The organism is Pelagimonas phthalicica, from assembly GCF_004364805.1.
GTDB lineage: Bacteria > Pseudomonadota > Alphaproteobacteria > Rhodobacterales > Rhodobacteraceae > Pelagimonas > Pelagimonas phthalicica.
In genome coordinates, this window is sequence record NZ_SOAP01000001.1 from 1809236 (window position 1) to 1828010 (window position 18775).

Below are 18775 nucleotides of genomic sequence, written 5' to 3' on the forward strand. Positions count from 1 at the left end.
CGGATCACCCTTCGGCGCGATCCTTGAGAATGTCGAATTCCAACAGCGCGGCCGACACATCGTCACCAAGCTTGCTCGGATCCTCCATCTGTGAGGTCAAGCGCCAGAACATATCCTCAACCAGGTCAGAGCCCTGCCCGCATTTCGCGGCCTCGATGAACAGTTGAGCGAGGCCGTCTTCGCCCAGCATCTCACCGTTTTTCATCACGGCCTCGGTAAAACCGTCTGAATATAGCAGAAGCATATCACCGCTATCGAGACGGAATTCATGCTGATCATAGTCAACATGATCCACCAAACCGATAGGCAGCCCGCCATCACCAAAGAAATCCACCTGCCCATTGGCGCGGAGAACCATGGGTGGGGAATGCCCGGCCTGTACCATCCGCACGCGCCCTGTTTGCAGGTCAACGGCGACATAGGCCATGGTCAGATATTCCTCGACACCGGGATCTGCGACCAGACGCTGGTTCAACAAACGCGCGGTTTCTGCCGGTTCGCGCATGGCGTAGAAGCGATCAAACCGCTTTTCCAAAGCAATATTTTGATCTGGGAAATTGCTGGAAAGATAGCCAGCCACGCGCGCCGTCACCATGGCCGAGGTGATACCGTGCCCAGAGACGTCAATATTATAAAGGCCGAGACGGTCATATCCGGGACGGAACATGCCAACCAGGTCACCGCCAACATGACCGCAGGGGCGTAGCAACAGGCTGACCCGCGAGGTCGCCGTTTCGCAAACCCGCTCTGGCACCAGTGATTGCTGGATTGTGCGCGCCTGACGAAGGTCTTTGTCAATCGCCTCGTGAATTTCCTGCAACTCGTTCAGCGCGTCGGACACCTGCCGGTTCTTTTCCGACAACTGCCGTTCCATATCCAAAACCCGCGCACCTGCATTGATCCGGGCGCGCAATTCATGTGAATTCACCGGTTTGGTCAGGAAGTCATCCGCCCCGGCATCCAGGCCCTGCGCGACATCGCCCTTTTCGCTTTTGGAGGTCAGCAGGATGAAATAGCCATAGCTGTCGCGCTGCATATCCCGGAAACGGCGACACAGCTCCAACCCATCCATTTCCGGCATCATCCAGTCGGACAGAACCAAGTCCGGCTGTTCCCGTTCGCAAATATCCAACGCCTCGACACCAGATTCGGCTGTCAGGACTTTGTAACCCAGACGCCCTAACATGGCGGTCATTATGCGCAATTGCAGACGGCTGTCATCAACGATCAGCACAACACGCACGGCACCACTATGCGTATCTGGATTGTTGATAGGGTCCGGTTGCACGGCGATTCCTTTGATACGTGCGGCAATTCTTGGACATTGCTACCGGCTGACCCTTAACGCCGACTGAATGGTAAAATGCTACTAAATGCATTTGTTGCTAAATGCCTTAGCGATCGAAACTTTCTGTTCACCTTGTGGGTTTTAATGTTCCCGCAGGAGGTGCCCCATGATCGATTGGTCGCGCGTAGAAGAGCTGGTGGAAGAGATCGGAGCCGAGGATTTCGGTGAGGTGGTCGAGCTGTTTCTTGACGAGGTCGAAAGCGCAATCGTTGCCTTTGAAGGGGCAGCGGATGACCCGACCACGGTCGAGGAGCAGATGCATTTCCTCAAGGGCGCGTCACTGAACCTGGGCTTTGAAAGCTTGGCGCAGCTTTGTCTCAAGGGGGAACGCGCCGCGTCGTCAGGCCAGGTTGCGGTCGTTGCCCCTGCCGAAGTGCGCCAAGTCTTTGACGCATCGCGGACCCAATTTCTGGAAGGGTTACCAGCACGTTTGGCGGCTTGATTTTAACACGGTTCAAGCCACCCGACGGGCGAACCAATCAGATTACAAACTGCGCCAGCGTCTCATCATCAGTGATGTCCTGATAGGTGAACCCATTTGCATTCAAACGTTCGAAAAGCTGGGTGAATTGCTCTGGGTCGCTGGTTTCGATCCCGATCAGAACAGAGCCAAAGTTGCGGGCAGACTTCTTGAGATACTCAAAGCGGGCGATATCGTCATCAGGCCCCAAAAGCCCAAGAAAATCCTTAAGTGCACCAGGACGCTGCGGCAGTCGCAGAATGAAATACTTTTTCACCCCGGAATAGCGCTGCGCCCGCTCTTTGACCTCAGGCAGGCGTTCGAAATCAAAATTGCCGCCAGACGCCACGCAAACAACCGTGCGACCGCGGATGGCCTGACCCAGATCCTTGAGCGCATCAATCGATAGAGCACCGGCAGGCTCTAACACGATACCTTCGACATTGAGCATTTCGATCATCGTCGTGCAAAGCCGGTCCTCGGCAATGGTCAGGGTGTTGGCCAAACCTACCCCCTTCAGGACGGCAAAGGTCTTGGCCCCGATCCGGGCCACCGCAGCGCCATCAGCAAATGTGTCAACACGCGGCAAAGCCACCGGTTTACCTGCCTGCAAAGCCGCTCGAAGACAGGCCCCACCGGACGGCTCCACAAAGGTGTATTGTGTCTGCGTCCCGAAATAAGACAGCACGCCCGAGCTAAGCCCGCCGCCCCCCACCGGGATCACCATGTGATCGGGAACGCGGCCCAATTGCTGTTCGACTTCGACAGCAACGCTGGCCTGACCTTCGATGACATCCGCATCATCAAAGGGCGACAGAAAATGCCCGCCCTCTGCCGCGCAAAACGCCTGAGCCGCTGCGAGACAATCGTCGAAATAGTCACCAACCAGGCGAATTTCGACACTATCCCCGCCGAACATGCCGGTTTTCTGGATCTTTTGCTGCGGCGTCGTCACCGGCATAAAGATCACACCCCGAACCCCAAAATGGCGGCACATATAGGCCACGCCCTGCGCGTGATTGCCCGCGCTGGCGCAAACAAACAGATCTTTGCCCTGCTGTTTGCGCATCGCGTTAAAGGCGCCGCGCAATTTGTAGCTACGCACCGGGCTCAGGTCTTCGCGCTTGAGCCAGATATCGGCGTCAAAGCGTTGCGAAAGATGGTCATTGCGCAAAAGAGGTGTTTCGGGAAACACCTCTCGCATGGCTTTGGTGGCCTGCCTGGCCTGATCTTGGAAATCACTCATGCCCAAGCAGTGACCCAGACTGCGCCCTGGCGCAAGTCAGTCAATGGAGCGACCTTCGACATAGTGGCCGTAAAAGGTGGTCAAGACACTGACATTGACCAGCGCCAAACCAAGGCTAACCGGGAAAGAGACCGCAAACCCGAGCGTCGCACTGATCAAGGAGATCGCCCAAACCACAAGCTGAAACAGGATGTTCACGCCAAAAGACACCAGCATCAGCACCAGAATATCCGCGGTTGAATCCTCGGTCGCCTGAAAGGCCTCGCTCAGCCCTATCGGTTTGCCAATGGCCGCCGCCGGCAGAATGACAATCACCCGATACATGGCCACGGCAACCAACAGGTAAAGACCTAGCATCACGACAACTCCGACAACGGGAATAGCCATGAAAAGCGCGGCGACCAATCCAACCGGAATGGCCAAGAGCAAACCGATGATGACCAGCATGATACTGCGACCGAGATATCCCAGAACCGGGCCAAAGTGAAAACTCGGGATCCAGCTTTGCGGGTATTCCTCAAGCAGAACAAACCGGTGCCAGTTCACGATTACGGATAGCATCGTCAGAACCGCAAACAGCCAAACAACAAGCAATTTGCCAGAGAATCCCGGTTGAAGAAGGAGTTGCCCCATCTGTTCAGGGTCAGATGTGGCCATCAATTCCAAAGCCGATCCGCGCAGCACAAGAAAGGCAACAGCAAGGATCAAAGCAACGGGAATCAACCCGATCTGAACCGCTTGAAACCAATTCCGCCAGACCATCAGGAACGAATGTCTGAATATCAACCAACCCTTCATGGCACCCTCACCGCTTTAAAATGCCTCAAATGGCTATCACACCGGCCTTTTGCGTCAACCACATGACTTGCCCCTAGGGTCAAAAACAGCTACTCCGCGCCAAATCCCATCAAAGGACAGTTCCATGACCGCGCCTAAGAAAGTTGTGCTGGCCTACTCCGGCGGCCTCGATACCTCGATCATCCTGAAATGGTTGCAGACCGAATATGGCTGCGAAGTGGTGACATTCACCGCTGACCTAGGTCAGGGCGAAGAGCTTGAACCAGCCCGCAAAAAGGCTGAGATTCTGGGCATCAAGCCCGAGAACATCTTTATCGAAGATCTGCGCGAAGAGTTCGTGCGTGACTTTGTTTTCCCGATGTTCCGCGCCAATGCCGAATACGAAGGTCTTTACCTGCTGGGCACCTCGATTGCGCGTCCGCTGATTTCCAAACGTCTGGTTGAGATCGCCGCGCAGACCGGGGCCGACGCTGTGTCGCACGGTGCCACCGGCAAGGGCAACGATCAGGTGCGTTTCGAACTGGCCGCTTATGCGCTGAACCCTGAAATCGCCGTGATCGCGCCTTGGCGTGAGTGGGATCTGGGCAGCCGCACCAAGCTGATCGAATTCGCTGAAAAGCATCAGATTCCGATTGCCAAGGACAAGCGCGGCGAAGCGCCCTTCTCGGTCGATGCGAACCTGCTGCACACCTCCTCCGAGGGCAAAGTACTCGAGGATCCGGCGGAAATGGCACCCGATTATGTCTTCCAGCGCACCGTTGCGCCAGAGGATGCGCCAAACGAGCCGGAATTCATCGAAGTTGGTTTTGAACGCGGCGACGCGGTTTCGATCAATGGCGAAGCGATGAGCCCCGCCACCATCCTGACCAAGCTGAACGAGCTGGGCGGCAAGCATGGCATTGGCCGTCTCGACTTTGTTGAGAACCGCTTTGTTGGCATGAAGTCCCGCGGCATTTACGAGACCCCCGGCGGCACCGTGCTGCTTGAGGCGCATCGTGGCATCGAACAAATCACTCTGGATGCCGGCGCGGGTCACCTCAAGGACAGCCTGATGCCGCGTTACGCCGAGCTGATCTATAACGGCTTCTGGTTCTCGCCAGAGCGCGAGATGCTGCAGGCCGCCATCGACAAATCGCAAGAGAACGTCACCGGCACCGTGCGTCTGAAACTCTACAAAGGCTCTGCCACCTGTGTGGGCCGCTGGTCGGAAAACCATTCGCTCTATTCCGAAGCGCATGTGACCTTTGAAGAGGACATGGGTGCCTATGACCAAACCGACGCGCAGGGCTTTATCCAGCTCAACGCGCTGCGCCTGAAACTGCTGGCCGCGCGAGACCGTCGCACCAAGGGCTAAGCCTCTGTTACACGTGAAACAATCGACGCCTCGGGGGTGACCCTGGGGCGTTTTCTTTTTCCCGTAACGTCAGACTTGTCCGAACGGCGGCACCCACCTACCGAACAGTAAAACGATGGGGATACTGCAATGCTGCAAGAGCTGCTGCCACGCCTGCAACAGGGGCTAGAGAACAAGAGTTTTGACGGGTCATTGAAATTCGATTGCGGCGAGGATGGCGTGATCGTCCTGGCCGACGGCACGGCCAGCGATCAGGATCGTGACACGGATTGCACACTCAGGCTTTCAGCCGACAATTTGATGCAATTGCTGGCTGGAAAACTGAACCCGATGACCGCCGTCATGATGGGCAAAATCAAGATTTCAGGGAATCCGAAGGTGGCGATGTCTCTGGCGGATCTTCTGAAATAGCTTTCGGGTTGTAGAACTCGCCATAAACGGTATCTATCGGCCTGTCATTATTGCAGGAAGTCCCATGAAAAACCTTTTATTCGCTGTTTTTGCCGCAGTGGCAATTGTCGGTTGTGTAGATCCAGAACGCGCAGCTGAACGGCGTGCAAAGCTCATAACAGCTATTTTCCCGAGTAAATCAGATCAGCATGGTTTGCATCTGGTTTTCCCGCTGGAATCTCGTGGTTTCTACTCGACATTACAAATCGTATTCTTTCCCGAACTTGTATCTGATCAAGAAATCATGCGGCGAGCCAATTGGTATTGCTCTCAGTACAAAGACGGAACCGGCGCCCCTCGCAAAGCTTATGTCAAGGAGCCATTCGAAGAGTCCGCAGCGACTTTGGCGGATGGTCGGCGGCGCAACGCCCGGTCGGTTTGGATTACTTGCCTCGACCCCAAGAAATAACCCTGCTGTTTGAGTTCACGATTGATCGCGTATCAATTTCTGAAAGGGCAAGACCTGAAAGCTATGTCTTGCCCTATATTGGTTGCCCACACTTTTTCACTCGGGAAAAGTGGGCGGCCTGTATTTATGCCAGCTTGGACTCTGCCAGTTTGGCATAGAACGGCATGGCTTGCGCGACGAGCTTGGCAGCCTCGTCTTGTAGTTCCGGCAACGCCCCCTCGGCCCCGGCAAAGCCTGTGCTTTTATGCACCGACCCGTACCAATGCGCCGCCCAGACCCCGTCAAAATCGCGCGGGCCAGCTTGCCAGCTCAGCATCGCCGGGTCGAATTCCAGCCCGATCGCAATACATAATTTGCGCAACATTCCTTCGGGATCGCGGCGAATATCGGCGCTGTCGATCACTGGGCCGGGGAAGCGTTCGAAAATCTCAAGCTGCTGTTGAAATCCGATATCCCAAAAACTCGGGTTTTCCCGCTTTGCTGCATAAGAGGCGATCACCCGCGCCGGGTGCCGGATCAGATGCACATTCACGCAATCCTCAGCCCAATCCAGCGGGGTATCCTCCATATGGATGCCCATATGTTTCATGTACCAATGTTCTTTCCCATCTGGCACAGGACCGGCGATTTGGGCTGAAACAGAGACGGAATCGGCATCATGCTGCGCAATAATCTCATCCCGCATCGGGTGATCTATTCCGGTGCGTTTGAGGTAGGCCGCATAAAACGGTTCATCCCAGGCGGCAAAGTCCGCCCGGTTGCCAAAGGCATACATCATCGCCGTCGACAGATTGCGCGGCCCGCTCCACATGGCGATTTTCATGACGTCACCAACTCTTTGTAGAGCGCGCGCAGACGCAAAGTGATTGGCCCAGCCTCTCCGCAACCGATCTGGCGCCCGTCAATCTCGCTCACTGGGGTTTGTGCGCCAAATGTACCGGTCAAAAACGCCTCATCCGCGCCGTAGGTATCGACCAGGCTATAGTTGCGTTCAAAAACCGGGATGTCATTGATACGGCACAGATCAATCACCTTCTGGCGGGTGATTCCGTTCATGCAATAATCTCCGGTGCTGGTCCAAACCGCCCCTTTGCGCACGATGAAAAAGTTACAGGCATTCGTGGTGTTCACAAAACCATGCACGTCGAGCATCAGCGCCTCATCTGCACCGGCCTTTTCAGCGGCGATACAGGCAAGGATGCAGTTGAGCTTGGAATGCGAGTTCAATTTCGGGTCTTGGGTCATCGGCAATCCGCGTTGATGCGGCACCGTCGCAAGGCGCAGCGGGCGCGGGATCGAGGGCTTGGAATGCTCCATGATGATCACAACGGTCGGTCCCTGTTGGCTGAGCGATGGATGCTGAAAGGGTCGCGTTTTGACCCCGCGCGTCACCATCAAACGGGCATGGGCATCACTTTCCATCCCATTGGATTTACGTGTTTCTTCCAGCGCGGCAATCACCCCGTCCCGCTCCATCCCAATGTCGAGATCAATGGCTTTGGCGGCTTCAAACAGGCGGTCCATATGCTCATCCAGGAATGCCCAGCGCCCATTATAAAGCCGCAGCCCCTCCCAAACGCCGTCCCCCAGCATAAAGCCGGAATCGAACACGCTTACCATCGCCTCGGCGCGCGGCTTGAGCGTGCCATTCACCCATATCAACACGTTGTCATTGCGCGCATCTTCCTGCGCCTGATGTGTTGAAACCTCTGTCATTGCGGAATCCTTTATTGCCGACCACTTCACTGGTCTTCACCAAGCGGTGAGATCACATGACAGTGCATTGTTGGAGAGGTCAACATTGTGCAGTGTTGCCACAAAAGGAGATTGCCATGCGTATGCTAACCCGTGCCCGCCCTATTGCTTTGATGCTGTTGATGTCCCTTGGTTTTGCGGCCCAGGGCTCTGACGCTTTGGCGGATGAGATCGTTGTTGCGGGGGGATGTTTCTGGTGCGTGGAATCAGATTTTGAATCCGTTCGCGGTGTCAAAGGCGCTGTCTCTGGCTATACCGGCGGCCATGTCGCCAACCCGACTTACAAGCAAGTCACGCGCGGTGGCAGCGGCCATTATGAAGCCGTGAAAATCACCTTTAACGCCTCGCAAGTCTCGCAACGCCAGCTCTACGATCTGTTTTTCCGCTCGGTAGACCCCACTGATGCAGGGGGTCAGTTCTGCGACCGAGGCGACAGCTATCGCACCGCGATTTTCGTCTCTAACGATGCCCAAAAGCGCGATGCTGAGGCCGCGAAAAAGGCAGCATCCGCCGCCCTTGGACGCACGATTGTAACCCCAATCTTACCTGCGGGCGCGTTTTTCGAGGCTGAGGGGTATCATCAGGATTATTACAAAGGCACCAAACGCGTGCTGACCCGTTTTGGCCCGATTAAACAGAAAGACGCCTATAAGAAGTACCGCAACGCCTGTGGTCGCGATCAGCGCGTCAAAGAGCTGTGGGGTTCTGAGGCCGCCTTTGCGAAATAGAGACTAACTAGGCAGGAAAGGCCGTATCAACCTCAGCCTTGGTTGGGATCACATCCGCCGCACCAAGGCGTGTCACCATGACGGCCCCGGCCTTGCCCGCCAGTTCAATCGCGGCGTCAACCGACATGCCTTGATCCAAACCGGCGATCAGATAGCCAGTAAACGTGTCCCCAGCCCCGGTTGTGTCAACCGGGGTTACCTTTTGTGCAGGGAACTCCCTGCTCTCAGTGCCCGAGATCCAGCGACACCCTTTGGCACCCAATGTGACGATCACATCTTTCAGGCCAAGTTCAGTCAAGGATTTGCCCAGCGCCTCGGTCAGCTGCTGCGCCTCAACTTCGTTCAAGACCAGCATATCAGTAACCGGCAAAATCGCCTCAACAGCCTCGGCCGAAAACGGCGCCGCCGCATAGATGACTTTCAGCCCTTTGGACTTGGCCAATTGCGCTGCTTCGACCTGACCATTGGTTTCGTTTTGCGTGACGAACAACTCGCCAGGCTTGGCCTCGGCCAAGGCCGCCTGAACCGAACCCATCGACACATGGCGATTTGCGCCGGGATAGAGAACAATTGCATTCTCGCCCGCGTCATCGACATTGATGATCGCATGGCCGGTGGGTTGTGAAATATGAACGTGGTCCGTATCGACACCGCTCGCGCGCAGGCGATCCAGTGCCCAATCGCCATCCTCACCCACGGAACCGATATGAACGCATGGGGATCCAGCGCGCTGAACGGCAACCGACATATTCGCACCTTTGCCACCCAGGCCCTTGGTCACGTCAGAAGAGGCCAGGGTTTCACCCGGTCCCGGCAGATGCGGCACACGGTAGACATTGTCGATATTGATCGAGCCCAGATTATACACGGTCATGGCTGCCCCCTCTTGTTCAGAAGGGGCATCGTGGAAGAAACCACAACCATGTGCAAGTGTTTAACCGACCTTGCAGGCAGCCAGGACAGCCATGTTCAGGATGTCATTCGCGGTCATATTGGTCGAACAGATCTGGATCGACTTTTCGACCCCGGCCAAGATCGGGCCAATCACGGTCGCGCCAGCCATTTCCTGCATCAACTTGGTCGAGATCGAGGCCGAGTGACGCGCTGGAACAACCAGAATGTTTGCCGTGCCAGACAGGCGTTGGAACGGGTAGGCCTCTTGCGCCTGCACGTTCAACGCCACATCGACGGTCATCTCGCCTTCATATTCGAAATCAACGCCGCGTTGGTCCAAGACGGCCGGTGCCAGGTGCATTTTCTCGGCCCGTTCGGAAACCGGATAGCCAAAGGTCGAAAAGCTGACAAAGGCCACACGTGGGTCAAGGCCCAGATGCTTGGCCACATCCGCGGCACGCTCGGCAATATTGGCCAGATCGTTTTCATCAGGCCATTCATGAACCAGCGTATCCGAGATCAGAACGATCCGCCCCTTGTGCAGCAGCGCAGTCACACCTGCCGCGCCGTGTTCGGCATCCGCGTCAAAGACATGGTTGATCAACTGCATCACATGCGCCGATTTGCGCGTGGCACCGGTGATCAACCCATCACCATGGCCATGCGCCAGCATGAGCGAGGCAAAGACATGACGATCCCGTGCCGCCATGCGGTGAATATCAGAGCGATCAAAGCCTTTGCGCTGCAGGCGGTCATACAGGAAATCTTTGTAAGCCTGCAGGTGCGGGGTGTTCTTGGCGTTGACGACTTCCAGCTCGCGCACAGCATCGGCAAGACCGGCATCTTCGAGCTTTTTCTTCACATCGTCTTCGCGACCAACAACCAAAGCTTTGCCAAGGCCGGAACGCTGATACATCACCGCCGCCCGTAAAACGCGTGGATCATCACCTTCTGCAAAGATCATCCGGGCCTGAGCTGCGCGGGCGCGGGTGTTGATCGAGCGCAGGATCGACGCGGTTGGATCCATGCGTGATTTCAGGCCCTCTTCGTACCCATCCATATCAATGATCGGGCGCCGTGCGGCACCGGTTTCCATGCCTGCACGGGCAACGGCAGGCGGAATGCGGTGAATTAGTCTCGGATCAAAGGGTGTTGGGATGATATAATCGCGACCAAAAGTCAGGCTCTTGCCATAGGCCAGCGCCACCTCGTCCGGCACATCCTCGCGCGCGAGATCGGCCAGCGCCTGGGCGCAGGCGATCTTCATCTCATCATTGATGGCGCGCGCATGGATGTCGAGCGCGCCACGGAACAGGTAGGGAAAGCCCAACACGTTATTGACTTGGTTCGGGTAGTCGCTGCGCCCGGTGGCAACAATGGCGTCAACGCGTACCTCATGCGCCTCTTCCGGAGTGATCTCCGGATCGGGGTTGGCCATGGCAAAGATCACCGGGTTGTCGCCCATCGCTTTGACCATCTCTTGGGTGACGGCCCCTTTGGCAGACACGCCAAGGAACACGTCAGCACCCACCATCGCCTCTTCGAGTGTGCGGTGTTCGGTAGACACGGCATGGGCCGATTTCCACTGGTTCATACCCTCGGTACGACCCTGATAAATCACTCCTTTGGTGTCGCACACGATGCAGTTTTCGTGCCGCGCACCCATGGATTTCAACAGTTCAATACAAGCGATCCCCGCCGCCCCGGCACCGTTCAGGACGATTTTAACGTCTTCGATCTTTTTGCCCGAGATCTTAAGCGCATTGATCAGGCCCGCCGCACAAATCACCGCCGTCCCGTGCTGGTCGTCGTGGAAGACAGGAATGTCCATTTCCTCTTTCAGACGCTGTTCGATGATAAAGCATTCCGGCGCTTTGATATCTTCAAGGTTAATGCCGCCAAAGGTCGGCCCCATCAGCCTAACCGCTTTGCAGAACTCATCCGGGTCTTCGGTGTCCAACTCGATATCGATCGAGTTCACATCGGCAAAACGTTTGAAGAGCACGGATTTGCCCTCCATCACCGGTTTGCCGCCCAGCGCGCCAAGATTGCCGAGCCCCAAAACCGCGGTGCCGTTCGAGATCACAGCCACAAGGTTGCCCTTGTTGGTATAGTCATAGGCGGCTTCGGGATTGGCGGCGATCTCTTCACATGGCACGGCCACGCCCGGGGAATAAGCCAGCGACAGGTCGCGCTGCGTTGTCATTGGGACAGTGGCCTGAACCTCCCATTTGCCGGGGGTCGGATCAATGTGAAAGGCCAGGGCCTCTTCGCGTGTAAACTTGGGTTTGGACATTTGTTCTTGCTGTATCTCTGGCCGTATCGTGGACCGTCTCAATTTGCGGGTTTTACCCGGGACTCACACAGCTTAATGTCACGCCAGAACGGCGAGGGAAAGTGGTGTGAGCGCTAACAAAGGCAATAAAAATACCGTAACGCCCATGATGGCGCAATATTTGGAAATCAAAGCACAGCATCCCGACGCTTTGTTATTCTATCGCATGGGTGATTTTTACGAATTGTTCTTTGACGATGCCGTGGCGGCCTCTGAGGCGCTCGACATCGCTTTGACCAAACGTGGAAAACACAATGGCGAGGACATCGCCATGTGCGGCGTTCCTCACCACGCGGCCGAAGGGTATTTCCTCACCCTGATCCGCAAAGGGTTCCGTGTTGCCGTTGGCGAACAGATGGAAACCCCTGATGAGGCCAAGAAACGCGGGTACAAGGCGGTGGTGCGTCGCGAGGTTGTGCGCCTGGTCACGCCGGGAACGTTGACCGAAGACTCGCTACTACAAGCCCGTCACCACAATTTTCTTGCCGCTTTGGGCAAGGTTAGAGACGAATTTGCCCTGTCTTGGGCCGATATCTCGACCGGTGCGTTTCACGTGATGCCTGTTGGTCAAGCCCGGATCGGGGCCGAATTGGCGCGCCTGGGGCCGTCCGAGTTGTTGATTTCGGAAGGCGTGGATGAAGAGCTGCGCGAGGTTCTGGTAGAAATTGGCGTTGAAACCAGCATCCTTGGCAATGCTTCCTTTGATAGCACGGCAGCGGAAACCCGGTTGTGTGGGATCTTTTCAGTCTCTACTCTGGCCGGTTTCGGCAATTTCACCCGTGCCGAGCTTAGCGCGATGGGTGCGCTGGCCGATTATCTCGACATCACGCAAAAGGGCCGTATGCCGATGCTGCGCGCCCCACGCCAAGAGGCCGTGTCGCGGTTGATGTCGATTGACGCCGCCACCCGGCGCAATTTGGAACTGACCCGGAGCATGCAGGGCGGCAAGGCGGACTCCCTGTTGTCCGTAATCGACATGACCGTCACCGCCGCTGGCGCGCGCCTGCTGGAACGCCGCGTTTCGTCTCCATCGCGTGAGATCCCCGTGATCCATGGGCGCCTTGAGGCTGTGCGTTGGGGTCTGGAATCTGGTGTAACCGACAGTGTTAGAGACACATTGCGCCAAGTTCCCGATCTTGATCGCGCTCTGTCTCGATTGGCCCTGGATCGTGGCGGCCCACGCGATTTGGCCAATATTCGAAACGGGATTGCTCAGGCTGAGGCTATTTCGGATCGCCTTGAAGCTGTCGACTTGCCCGAATTGCTACAAACAAGCCTTGAGGCGTTGCGCGGACAAGACCCCCTGTTGGATCAGCTTGAGGAGTCTTTGATAGCCGAACCCCCGCTTTTGGCGCGGGATGGCGGGTTTATCGCGCCCGGTTTTAACCCAGACTTGGATGAAGCACGGCAATTGCGAGACGAAGGGCGCGGGGTGATTGCCGGTCTGCAATCAAAGTATTCGGACCTGACGGGTGTCACATCACTAAAAATCAAACATAACAACGTCTTGGGGTATTTTGTTGAGACGACGGCCACCCACGCCGAAAAAATGCTGTCCGCGCCGTTGTCCGAAACCTTTATCCACCGTCAGACAACCGCCAACCAGGTGCGTTTCACAACCGTTGAACTGACGGAGCTGGAGACGCGTATCCTGAACGCCGGGGCCGAGGCGTTGGCCATTGAAAAGCGTCTCTATGAAAGCCTGAAAGGCGCAATTCTGGATCAGGCCCCTGCCCTATCCGAGATGGCCTTTGCCTTGGCAGAGTTTGATCTTTCGCTTGGATTGGCAGAACTCGCCCGCCAACGGGATTGGTGCATGCCAAAGGTGGACGACAGCCGCGCCTTTGAGATCGAGGCCGGGCGCCATCCGGTTGTTGAGGCGGCACTCAAATCATCCGGCGAGGTTTTCATCGCCAATGATTGCGCCTTGAATGCCGAGGGTGACAAAGCATCAGTGACTTTGCTGACCGGCCCGAACATGGCGGGTAAATCGACCTATCTGCGCCAGAACGCACTTATCGCGATTCTCGCGCAGATGGGCAGCTATGTCCCCGCCCGGTCGGCACACATTGGCATCGTTAGTCAAGTATTCTCGCGCGTTGGCGCATCGGATGATCTGGCCCGCGGGCGGTCAACCTTTATGGTTGAGATGGTGGAAACCGCGGCGATCCTCAATCAGGCGGATGAACGCGCCCTGGTTATCTTGGACGAGATCGGGCGCGGTACGGCGACCTATGATGGTTTGTCAATTGCCTGGGCCACTCTTGAACATCTGCATGAAGAAAACCGCGTAAGGGGCCTGTTTGCCACGCATTATCACGAAATGACCGCCTTGGCGGGCAAGCTGCCAGGGGTCAAAAACGCCACCGTCGCGGTCAAGGAATGGGAAGGCGAAGTGATCTTTCTGCACGAAGTCCGGGATGGCGCGGCGGATCGCTCCTATGGCGTACAGGTCGCGCAATTGGCCGGATTACCTACGGCGGTGATCAAACGAGCAAGAACCGTGTTGGAAGCTTTGGAAGAAGGGGAACGTGGCCGTACGTCGCCCAAGGCGCTGATTGACGATCTGCCCTTGTTCGCTGTTGCTGCGCAACCAGAGCCGAAACCGGTTCAATCTGGGCCGTCGGAGATCGAGGACCGGGTTGCAGACCTGTTGCCGGATGAAATGACCCCCCGCGATGCGTTGCAGGCCATCTATGATCTCAAGGCTTTGTTGAAGAAGTGAGGAATGAGGTAAGGTGGGGTTTAACCCCACCCTACGGCATTTCGCAGGCTCAGCTTGCGGGCATCGAGCTTACGCCAACCTGCGCGGCGCGCAGAAGGCGGTCATGCAGCATAAAGCCCTCGGCGGAGACCTGAATGATGTCACCCGCTGTGGTGCCTGGCAGCGGCGCTTCGAACATGGCCTCGTGCTGCTGTGGATCAAAGCGATCACCAACCTCTGGCGTGATGCGCTGAACGCCGTGACGCTCAAACACGTTCAGCAACTCTTTGAGTGTAAGTTCCACACCTTCGACCAAAGCCGCTGATGCCTCGCCCTCGGCCTCTTTGGCAGCTGTCAGGGCGCGGTTCAGGTTGTCATAGACCGGCAACAGGTCGCGCGCGATACGGGTGCCGCCATACATGTTGGCTTCGCGGCGATCTTTGTCCGCGCGTTTGCGCGCGTTTTCCGCATCCGCCAAGGCCCGCATGAAACGGTCTTTGTATTCATCACGCTCGGCAACCACCTGCTCGACTGCCATCGCGACCTCGTCAATCTCTTCGGTCTCGAACGCAGTTTCCTGAGCTTCGGCCTCGTCGATATCGTCGAGGAAATCTTCGTTGTTCTGATCAGCCATTCTCTACCTCTAACTGCGGTCGGTAATCAGCTTACCGACCAGCTGCGCCGTGTAATCCACAATTGGAACGATGCGGCCATAGTTGAGACGCGTCGGGCCGATCACGCCCACCGCGCCGATGATCTTTCGATCAGCGTTCATATAGGGAGACACCACCAAAGAGGAACCCGAAAGTGAGAAAAGTTTGTTCTCTGAGCCAATAAAAATGCGCACACCCTCGCCTTGTTCGGTCAGTTCCAGAAATTCAGCGATATCTTGCTTGCGTTCAAGGTCGTCAAAGAGGTGTTTGATCAGGTCCAGCTCTTCTTCGGCGGCGTCATCACCCAAGAGATTCGACCGCCCCCGCACGATCAGGCGACCAGATTTGTCGTCCGGGCTTTCCCAGACGGCGATGCCTGATTCGACCAGCTGCGCCGCCTTGGCATCCAGTTCCTGTCGACGACGGGTGATTTCATCCTGCATGATTTTGCCAAGCTCGGACAGGGTACGACCTTCGATCCAGGAATTCACAAAATTCGCCGCTTCGCGCATCGAGCTTGGGGTTTGTCCGGGTGGCGGGGTGAAGAGGCGGTTTTCGACCTGACCATCGGCAAAGACAATGACGACCAGGGCGCGGTCCTGCGCCAGGCTGACAAATTCGATATGTTTGAGCGGGGCCTCTTGTTTTGGCGTCAGGACGAGAGAGGCGCCATGCGTCACGCCGGACAGGGCCGCGCCGACCTGATCCAGCAAGCCGCCAACATCTGACGCGTTGTTGCCAACGGTCGCGTCGAGCATCTGACGGTCATCATTGTCGAGGTCGCGCACCTCAAGCAACCCATCGACAAACATCCGCAACCCCTGCTGCGTTGGTATTCGGCCTGCAGACACGTGCGGGCTGTCGAGCAGACCTAGGAATTCGAGATCCTGCATCACATTGCGGATCGTCGCGGCCGAGACCTTTTCCGACAAAGCGCGGGTCAAGGTGCGTGATCCGACCGGTCCACCATTTTCTAGGTAGGATTCGACAACCAACCGGAACACCTCGCGCGAGCGATCGTTCATTTCGGACAGGATTTCGTTTGTTTCGCTCATCAGCGCCTCTTCTTGCAGTCTGATCCTGAAAGGCTGCGGGTACGGGGTTGCACCTGTGGGGCAAGCGCGTCTATCCCTGCCCCAAATAGCCAAGAGGATCGCCATGAGACCGTCGGGAAGAGAATTAAACGAAATGCGCGCCGTTTCAATCGAAACAGACGTGACAAAACACGCCGAAGGATCCTGCATGATCCGTATGGGCGACACCCATGTTCTGTGTACCGCGTCGCTTGAGGCGCGCGTTCCGCCCTTTATCAAGGGGTCCGGCCTTGGCTGGGTCACGGCCGAATATGGCATGCTGCCACGCTCGACCTCGACCCGGATGCGCCGCGAAGCTCAAGCCGGCAAGCAGGGCGGCCGTACGGTTGAGATCCAGCGCTTGATCGGTCGTTCCCTGCGCGCTGGCGTGGATCGTGTGGCCCTGGGCGAACGTCAGATCACCGTCGATTGTGACGTGATCCAGGCCGATGGCGGTACCCGTTGTGCCTCGATCACTGGCGGTTGGGTTGCACTGCGCCTCGCGGTGAACAAGCTGATGAAAGCCGGTGATATCGTCACCGATCCGCTGATTTCACCTGTGGCAGCTGTAAGCTGCGGGATCTATGCGGGCCAGCCTGTGCTGGACCTGGATTACCCGGAAGACAGCGAAGCCGGTGTTGATGGCAACTTTATCCTGCGCGGCGACGGTCAATTGATCGAAGTGCAAATGTCAGCTGAAGGCGCGACATTCTCGCGTGATCAGATGGGTCAGTTGATGGACCTAGCCGATAAAGGCGTTGGCGAGCTGATCGCCCTGCAACAGGCGGCGGTTGCATGAGCCGAAAGTTTGAGGGCGACCGTCTTTTGGTCGCCACCCATAACCAAGGCAAATTGGACGAGATGACTGCATTGTTGCAGCCATTCGGCGTGACCGTTGTCGGTGCCAAGGAAATGGGTCTGCCAGAGCCCGTCGAGGACGGAACCAGCTTTGTCGAAAACGCCCGGATCAAGGCGCATGCTGCGGCCAAGGCAACCGGGCTCCCTGCCCTGTCCGACGATTCCGGGATCGAGATTGACGCGCTGGATAAACAGCCCGGCATCTATACGGCGGATTGGGCTGAGACGGAGTCGGGTCGTGACTTTGTCATGGCCATGACCAAGAGCCATGACATGCTGCTGGAACGCGATGCGGCGGAACCTTGGACGGCCCGGTTTTGCTGCACCTTGGTTCTGGCCTGGCCGGATGGCGAAGATGTTGTGTTTCCCGGCGTTATGGAAGGTCGAGTCATCTGGCCGATGCGGGGCGAGAATGGTCACGGTTACGACCCGATCTTTGTGCCCGAAGGCTATGACATCACCTTTGCCGAGATGACATCGGAAAAGAAAAACCAGATCAGCCACCGTGCAGATGCCTTCAAAAAATTCGTGGCAGGTTGCTTTGGTTGAAGATTGGCAATTGGGGGGGTTTGGCCTTTATGTGCACTGGCCGTTTTGCGAGGCCAAATGCCCCTATTGCGACTTTAACAGCCATGTCTCGCGCCAGATTGATCAATCCCGTTGGGCCAAAGCGCTGGCGTCAGAAATCAAACGGGTTGGCGCGTTAACCCGAGGTCGGGTACTGAACTCAATCTTCTTTGGCGGTGGCACCCCATCCCTGATGGCGGTTGAGACCGTTGCATCAGTTCTTGAGGCGGCTTCTGACACATGGGTTTGGGCCAATGATATCGAGATCACTCTTGAGGCCAATCCAAGCTCTGTCGAAGCGGACAAATTTCGGGGATTTCGGGATGCAGGTGTCAATCGCGTTTCGCTGGGTGTTCAGTCCTTGCGCGACGATGATCTAAAACGTCTCGGCCGTCTGCATAATGTTGATGAAGCCCGCCGTGCATTGGATATCGCCAAGAATGTCTTTGACCGGGTGAGCTTTGATCTGATCTATGCCCGCCAGGATCAAACCCTTGCGAATTGGGAGACAGAGCTGACCGAGGCCCTGGCCCTCGCTGCGGATCATCTTTCTCTTTATCAGCTGACAATCGAGCAAGGCACCGCATTTGGAGATCGCTATAACGCGGGAAAACTGCGTGGCTTGCCGAATGAAGATATTTCTGCGGACATGTTTGATCTGACGCAAGCTGTTTGTGAGGCGCATGGAATGCCGGCCTATGAGGTGTCCAATCACGCCAAACCTAGTGCGGAATCACGGCATAATTTGATCTATTGGCGGTACGGAGATTATGCGGGTGTGGGCCCGGGTGCGCATGGACGGCTGTCTGTGAGCGGTCGGAAGTTCGCGACCGACGCAGTCTTGCAGCCTGGGGCTTGGCTTCAGAAGGTTGAGCAAGGACAAGCGGCAGATCAGGCTGTGGCTCTATCCGGAGCTGATCAGGCAGCGGAATATCTCATGATGGGGTTGCGCATTCAGGAAGGTGTAGATCTAGCGAGACTACACAATATGCAGGGGATTGAGACCTTGCGCCCCACTATTGGTAAGCTTGTTGATATGGATCTCCTTTGGGAAAAGAAAGGCCGCCTCGGAGTGACTCCGGGCGGCAAGCTTCTTTTGAACTCTGTTTTGGTCGAACTTCTGGGTTCGAGCTAAGGGTAAGA

At 56.6% G+C, this 18775-nt stretch carries 18 protein-coding genes; 9 read left to right on the forward strand and 9 right to left on the reverse strand.

Going from position 1 to position 18775, the window contains the following annotated elements; genetic code table 11:
• Positions 1-4: 4 nt before the first annotated feature.
• Positions 5-1288, reverse strand: coding sequence for a PP2C family protein-serine/threonine phosphatase (locus CLV87_RS08835; protein WP_255301666.1), 1284 nt, complete (start codon positions 1286-1288; stop codon positions 5-7).
• 166 nt (positions 1289-1454) lie between these two features.
• Here CLV87_RS08835 and CLV87_RS08840 point away from each other — a divergent pair, with 166 nt between their 5' ends.
• Complete coding sequence (locus CLV87_RS08840; protein WP_099241857.1) at positions 1455-1790, forward strand: Hpt domain-containing protein; 336 nt, start codon at positions 1455-1457, stop codon at positions 1788-1790.
• A gap of 37 nt (positions 1791-1827) precedes the next feature.
• Here the strand turns inward: CLV87_RS08840 and ilvA are convergent, their stop codons facing one another.
• A complete protein-coding gene (ilvA, locus tag CLV87_RS08845; RefSeq protein ID WP_099241855.1) occupies positions 1828-3054 on the reverse strand; it encodes a threonine ammonia-lyase IlvA in 1227 nt (408 codons plus the stop codon).
• 36 nt (positions 3055-3090) lie between these two features.
• Entirely contained in the window at positions 3091-3852 is a 762-nt protein-coding gene (locus CLV87_RS08850; protein ID WP_099241853.1) for a hypothetical protein, read from the reverse strand.
• Positions 3853-3976: 124 nt separating this feature from the next.
• Here CLV87_RS08850 and CLV87_RS08855 point away from each other — a divergent pair, with 124 nt between their 5' ends.
• The 3 genes from CLV87_RS08855 (at position 3977) to CLV87_RS08865 (ending at position 6065) form a co-directional block, all read left to right on the forward strand.
• Positions 3977-5206, forward strand: a complete 1230-nt coding sequence (locus tag CLV87_RS08855; protein WP_099241851.1) for an argininosuccinate synthase — start codon at positions 3977-3979, stop codon at positions 5204-5206.
• A gap of 129 nt (positions 5207-5335) precedes the next feature.
• The gene (locus tag CLV87_RS08860) at positions 5336-5617 is read left to right on the forward strand and encodes an SCP2 sterol-binding domain-containing protein (RefSeq protein WP_099241849.1); all 282 of its coding nucleotides are present in this window, start codon (positions 5336-5338) and stop codon (positions 5615-5617) included.
• 64 nt (positions 5618-5681) lie between these two features.
• Positions 5682-6065, forward strand: a complete 384-nt coding sequence (locus CLV87_RS08865; protein ID WP_133840726.1) for a hypothetical protein — start codon at positions 5682-5684, stop codon at positions 6063-6065.
• A gap of 124 nt (positions 6066-6189) precedes the next feature.
• Here the strand turns inward: CLV87_RS08865 and CLV87_RS08870 are convergent, their stop codons facing one another.
• Together CLV87_RS08870 and CLV87_RS08875 are read right to left on the reverse strand one after the other, a co-directional pair.
• Positions 6190-6888 (reverse strand): sulfotransferase-like domain-containing protein, encoded by a 699-nt coding sequence (locus CLV87_RS08870; RefSeq protein ID WP_099241847.1) that lies wholly within the window; start codon positions 6886-6888, stop codon positions 6190-6192.
• A complete protein-coding gene (locus CLV87_RS08875) occupies positions 6885-7781 on the reverse strand; it encodes a D-amino acid aminotransferase (protein ID WP_099241845.1) in 897 nt (298 codons plus the stop codon). The genes CLV87_RS08870 and CLV87_RS08875 overlap by 4 nt, the downstream gene beginning before the upstream one ends.
• Before the next feature lie 116 nt (positions 7782-7897).
• Here CLV87_RS08875 and msrA point away from each other — a divergent pair, with 116 nt between their 5' ends.
• Entirely contained in the window at positions 7898-8548 is a 651-nt protein-coding gene (gene msrA, locus CLV87_RS08880) for a peptide-methionine (S)-S-oxide reductase MsrA (protein WP_099244551.1), read from the forward strand.
• 7 nt (positions 8549-8555) lie between these two features.
• Here the strand turns inward: msrA and CLV87_RS08885 are convergent, their stop codons facing one another.
• Both CLV87_RS08885 and CLV87_RS08890 read right to left on the reverse strand, forming a co-directional pair.
• Positions 8556-9422: a ribokinase gene (locus CLV87_RS08885; RefSeq protein WP_099241843.1), complete on the reverse strand. Its 867-nt coding sequence runs from the start codon at positions 9420-9422 to the stop codon at positions 8556-8558.
• 60 nt (positions 9423-9482) lie between these two features.
• Positions 9483-11738 carry an NADP-dependent malic enzyme gene (locus CLV87_RS08890; protein ID WP_099241841.1) on the reverse strand — a complete coding sequence of 752 codons (2256 nt, stop codon included), beginning with the start codon at positions 11736-11738 and terminating at the stop codon, positions 9483-9485.
• A gap of 145 nt (positions 11739-11883) precedes the next feature.
• Between CLV87_RS08890 and mutS the strand changes: the two genes are divergently transcribed.
• Positions 11884-14502, forward strand: coding sequence for a DNA mismatch repair protein MutS (mutS, locus tag CLV87_RS08895; protein WP_099244549.1), 2619 nt, complete (start codon positions 11884-11886; stop codon positions 14500-14502).
• Positions 14503-14551: 49 nt separating this feature from the next.
• Here mutS and CLV87_RS08900 read toward each other — a convergent pair whose 3' ends face one another.
• Positions 14552-15115 (reverse strand): nucleotide exchange factor GrpE, encoded by a 564-nt coding sequence (locus CLV87_RS08900; RefSeq protein ID WP_099241839.1) that lies wholly within the window; start codon positions 15113-15115, stop codon positions 14552-14554.
• 9 nt (positions 15116-15124) lie between these two features.
• A complete protein-coding gene (gene hrcA, locus CLV87_RS08905; protein WP_099241837.1) occupies positions 15125-16189 on the reverse strand; it encodes a heat-inducible transcriptional repressor HrcA in 1065 nt (354 codons plus the stop codon).
• Positions 16190-16292: 103 nt separating this feature from the next.
• Here hrcA and rph point away from each other — a divergent pair, with 103 nt between their 5' ends.
• Genes rph through hemW form a run of 3 tightly spaced genes read left to right on the forward strand, consistent with a single transcriptional unit; the run spans position 16293 to position 18767 of the window.
• Positions 16293-17006, forward strand: coding sequence for a ribonuclease PH (rph, locus tag CLV87_RS08910; RefSeq protein ID WP_099241835.1), 714 nt, complete (start codon positions 16293-16295; stop codon positions 17004-17006).
• The gene (gene rdgB, locus CLV87_RS08915; protein ID WP_099241833.1) at positions 17003-17614 is read left to right on the forward strand and encodes an RdgB/HAM1 family non-canonical purine NTP pyrophosphatase; all 612 of its coding nucleotides are present in this window, start codon (positions 17003-17005) and stop codon (positions 17612-17614) included. The genes rph and rdgB overlap by 4 nt, the downstream gene beginning before the upstream one ends.
• The gene (gene hemW / locus CLV87_RS08920) at positions 17607-18767 is read left to right on the forward strand and encodes a radical SAM family heme chaperone HemW (RefSeq protein WP_235871879.1); all 1161 of its coding nucleotides are present in this window, start codon (positions 17607-17609) and stop codon (positions 18765-18767) included. Before rdgB ends, hemW begins: the two co-directional genes overlap by 8 nt.
• The last annotated feature ends 8 nt before the right edge of the window (positions 18768-18775 follow it).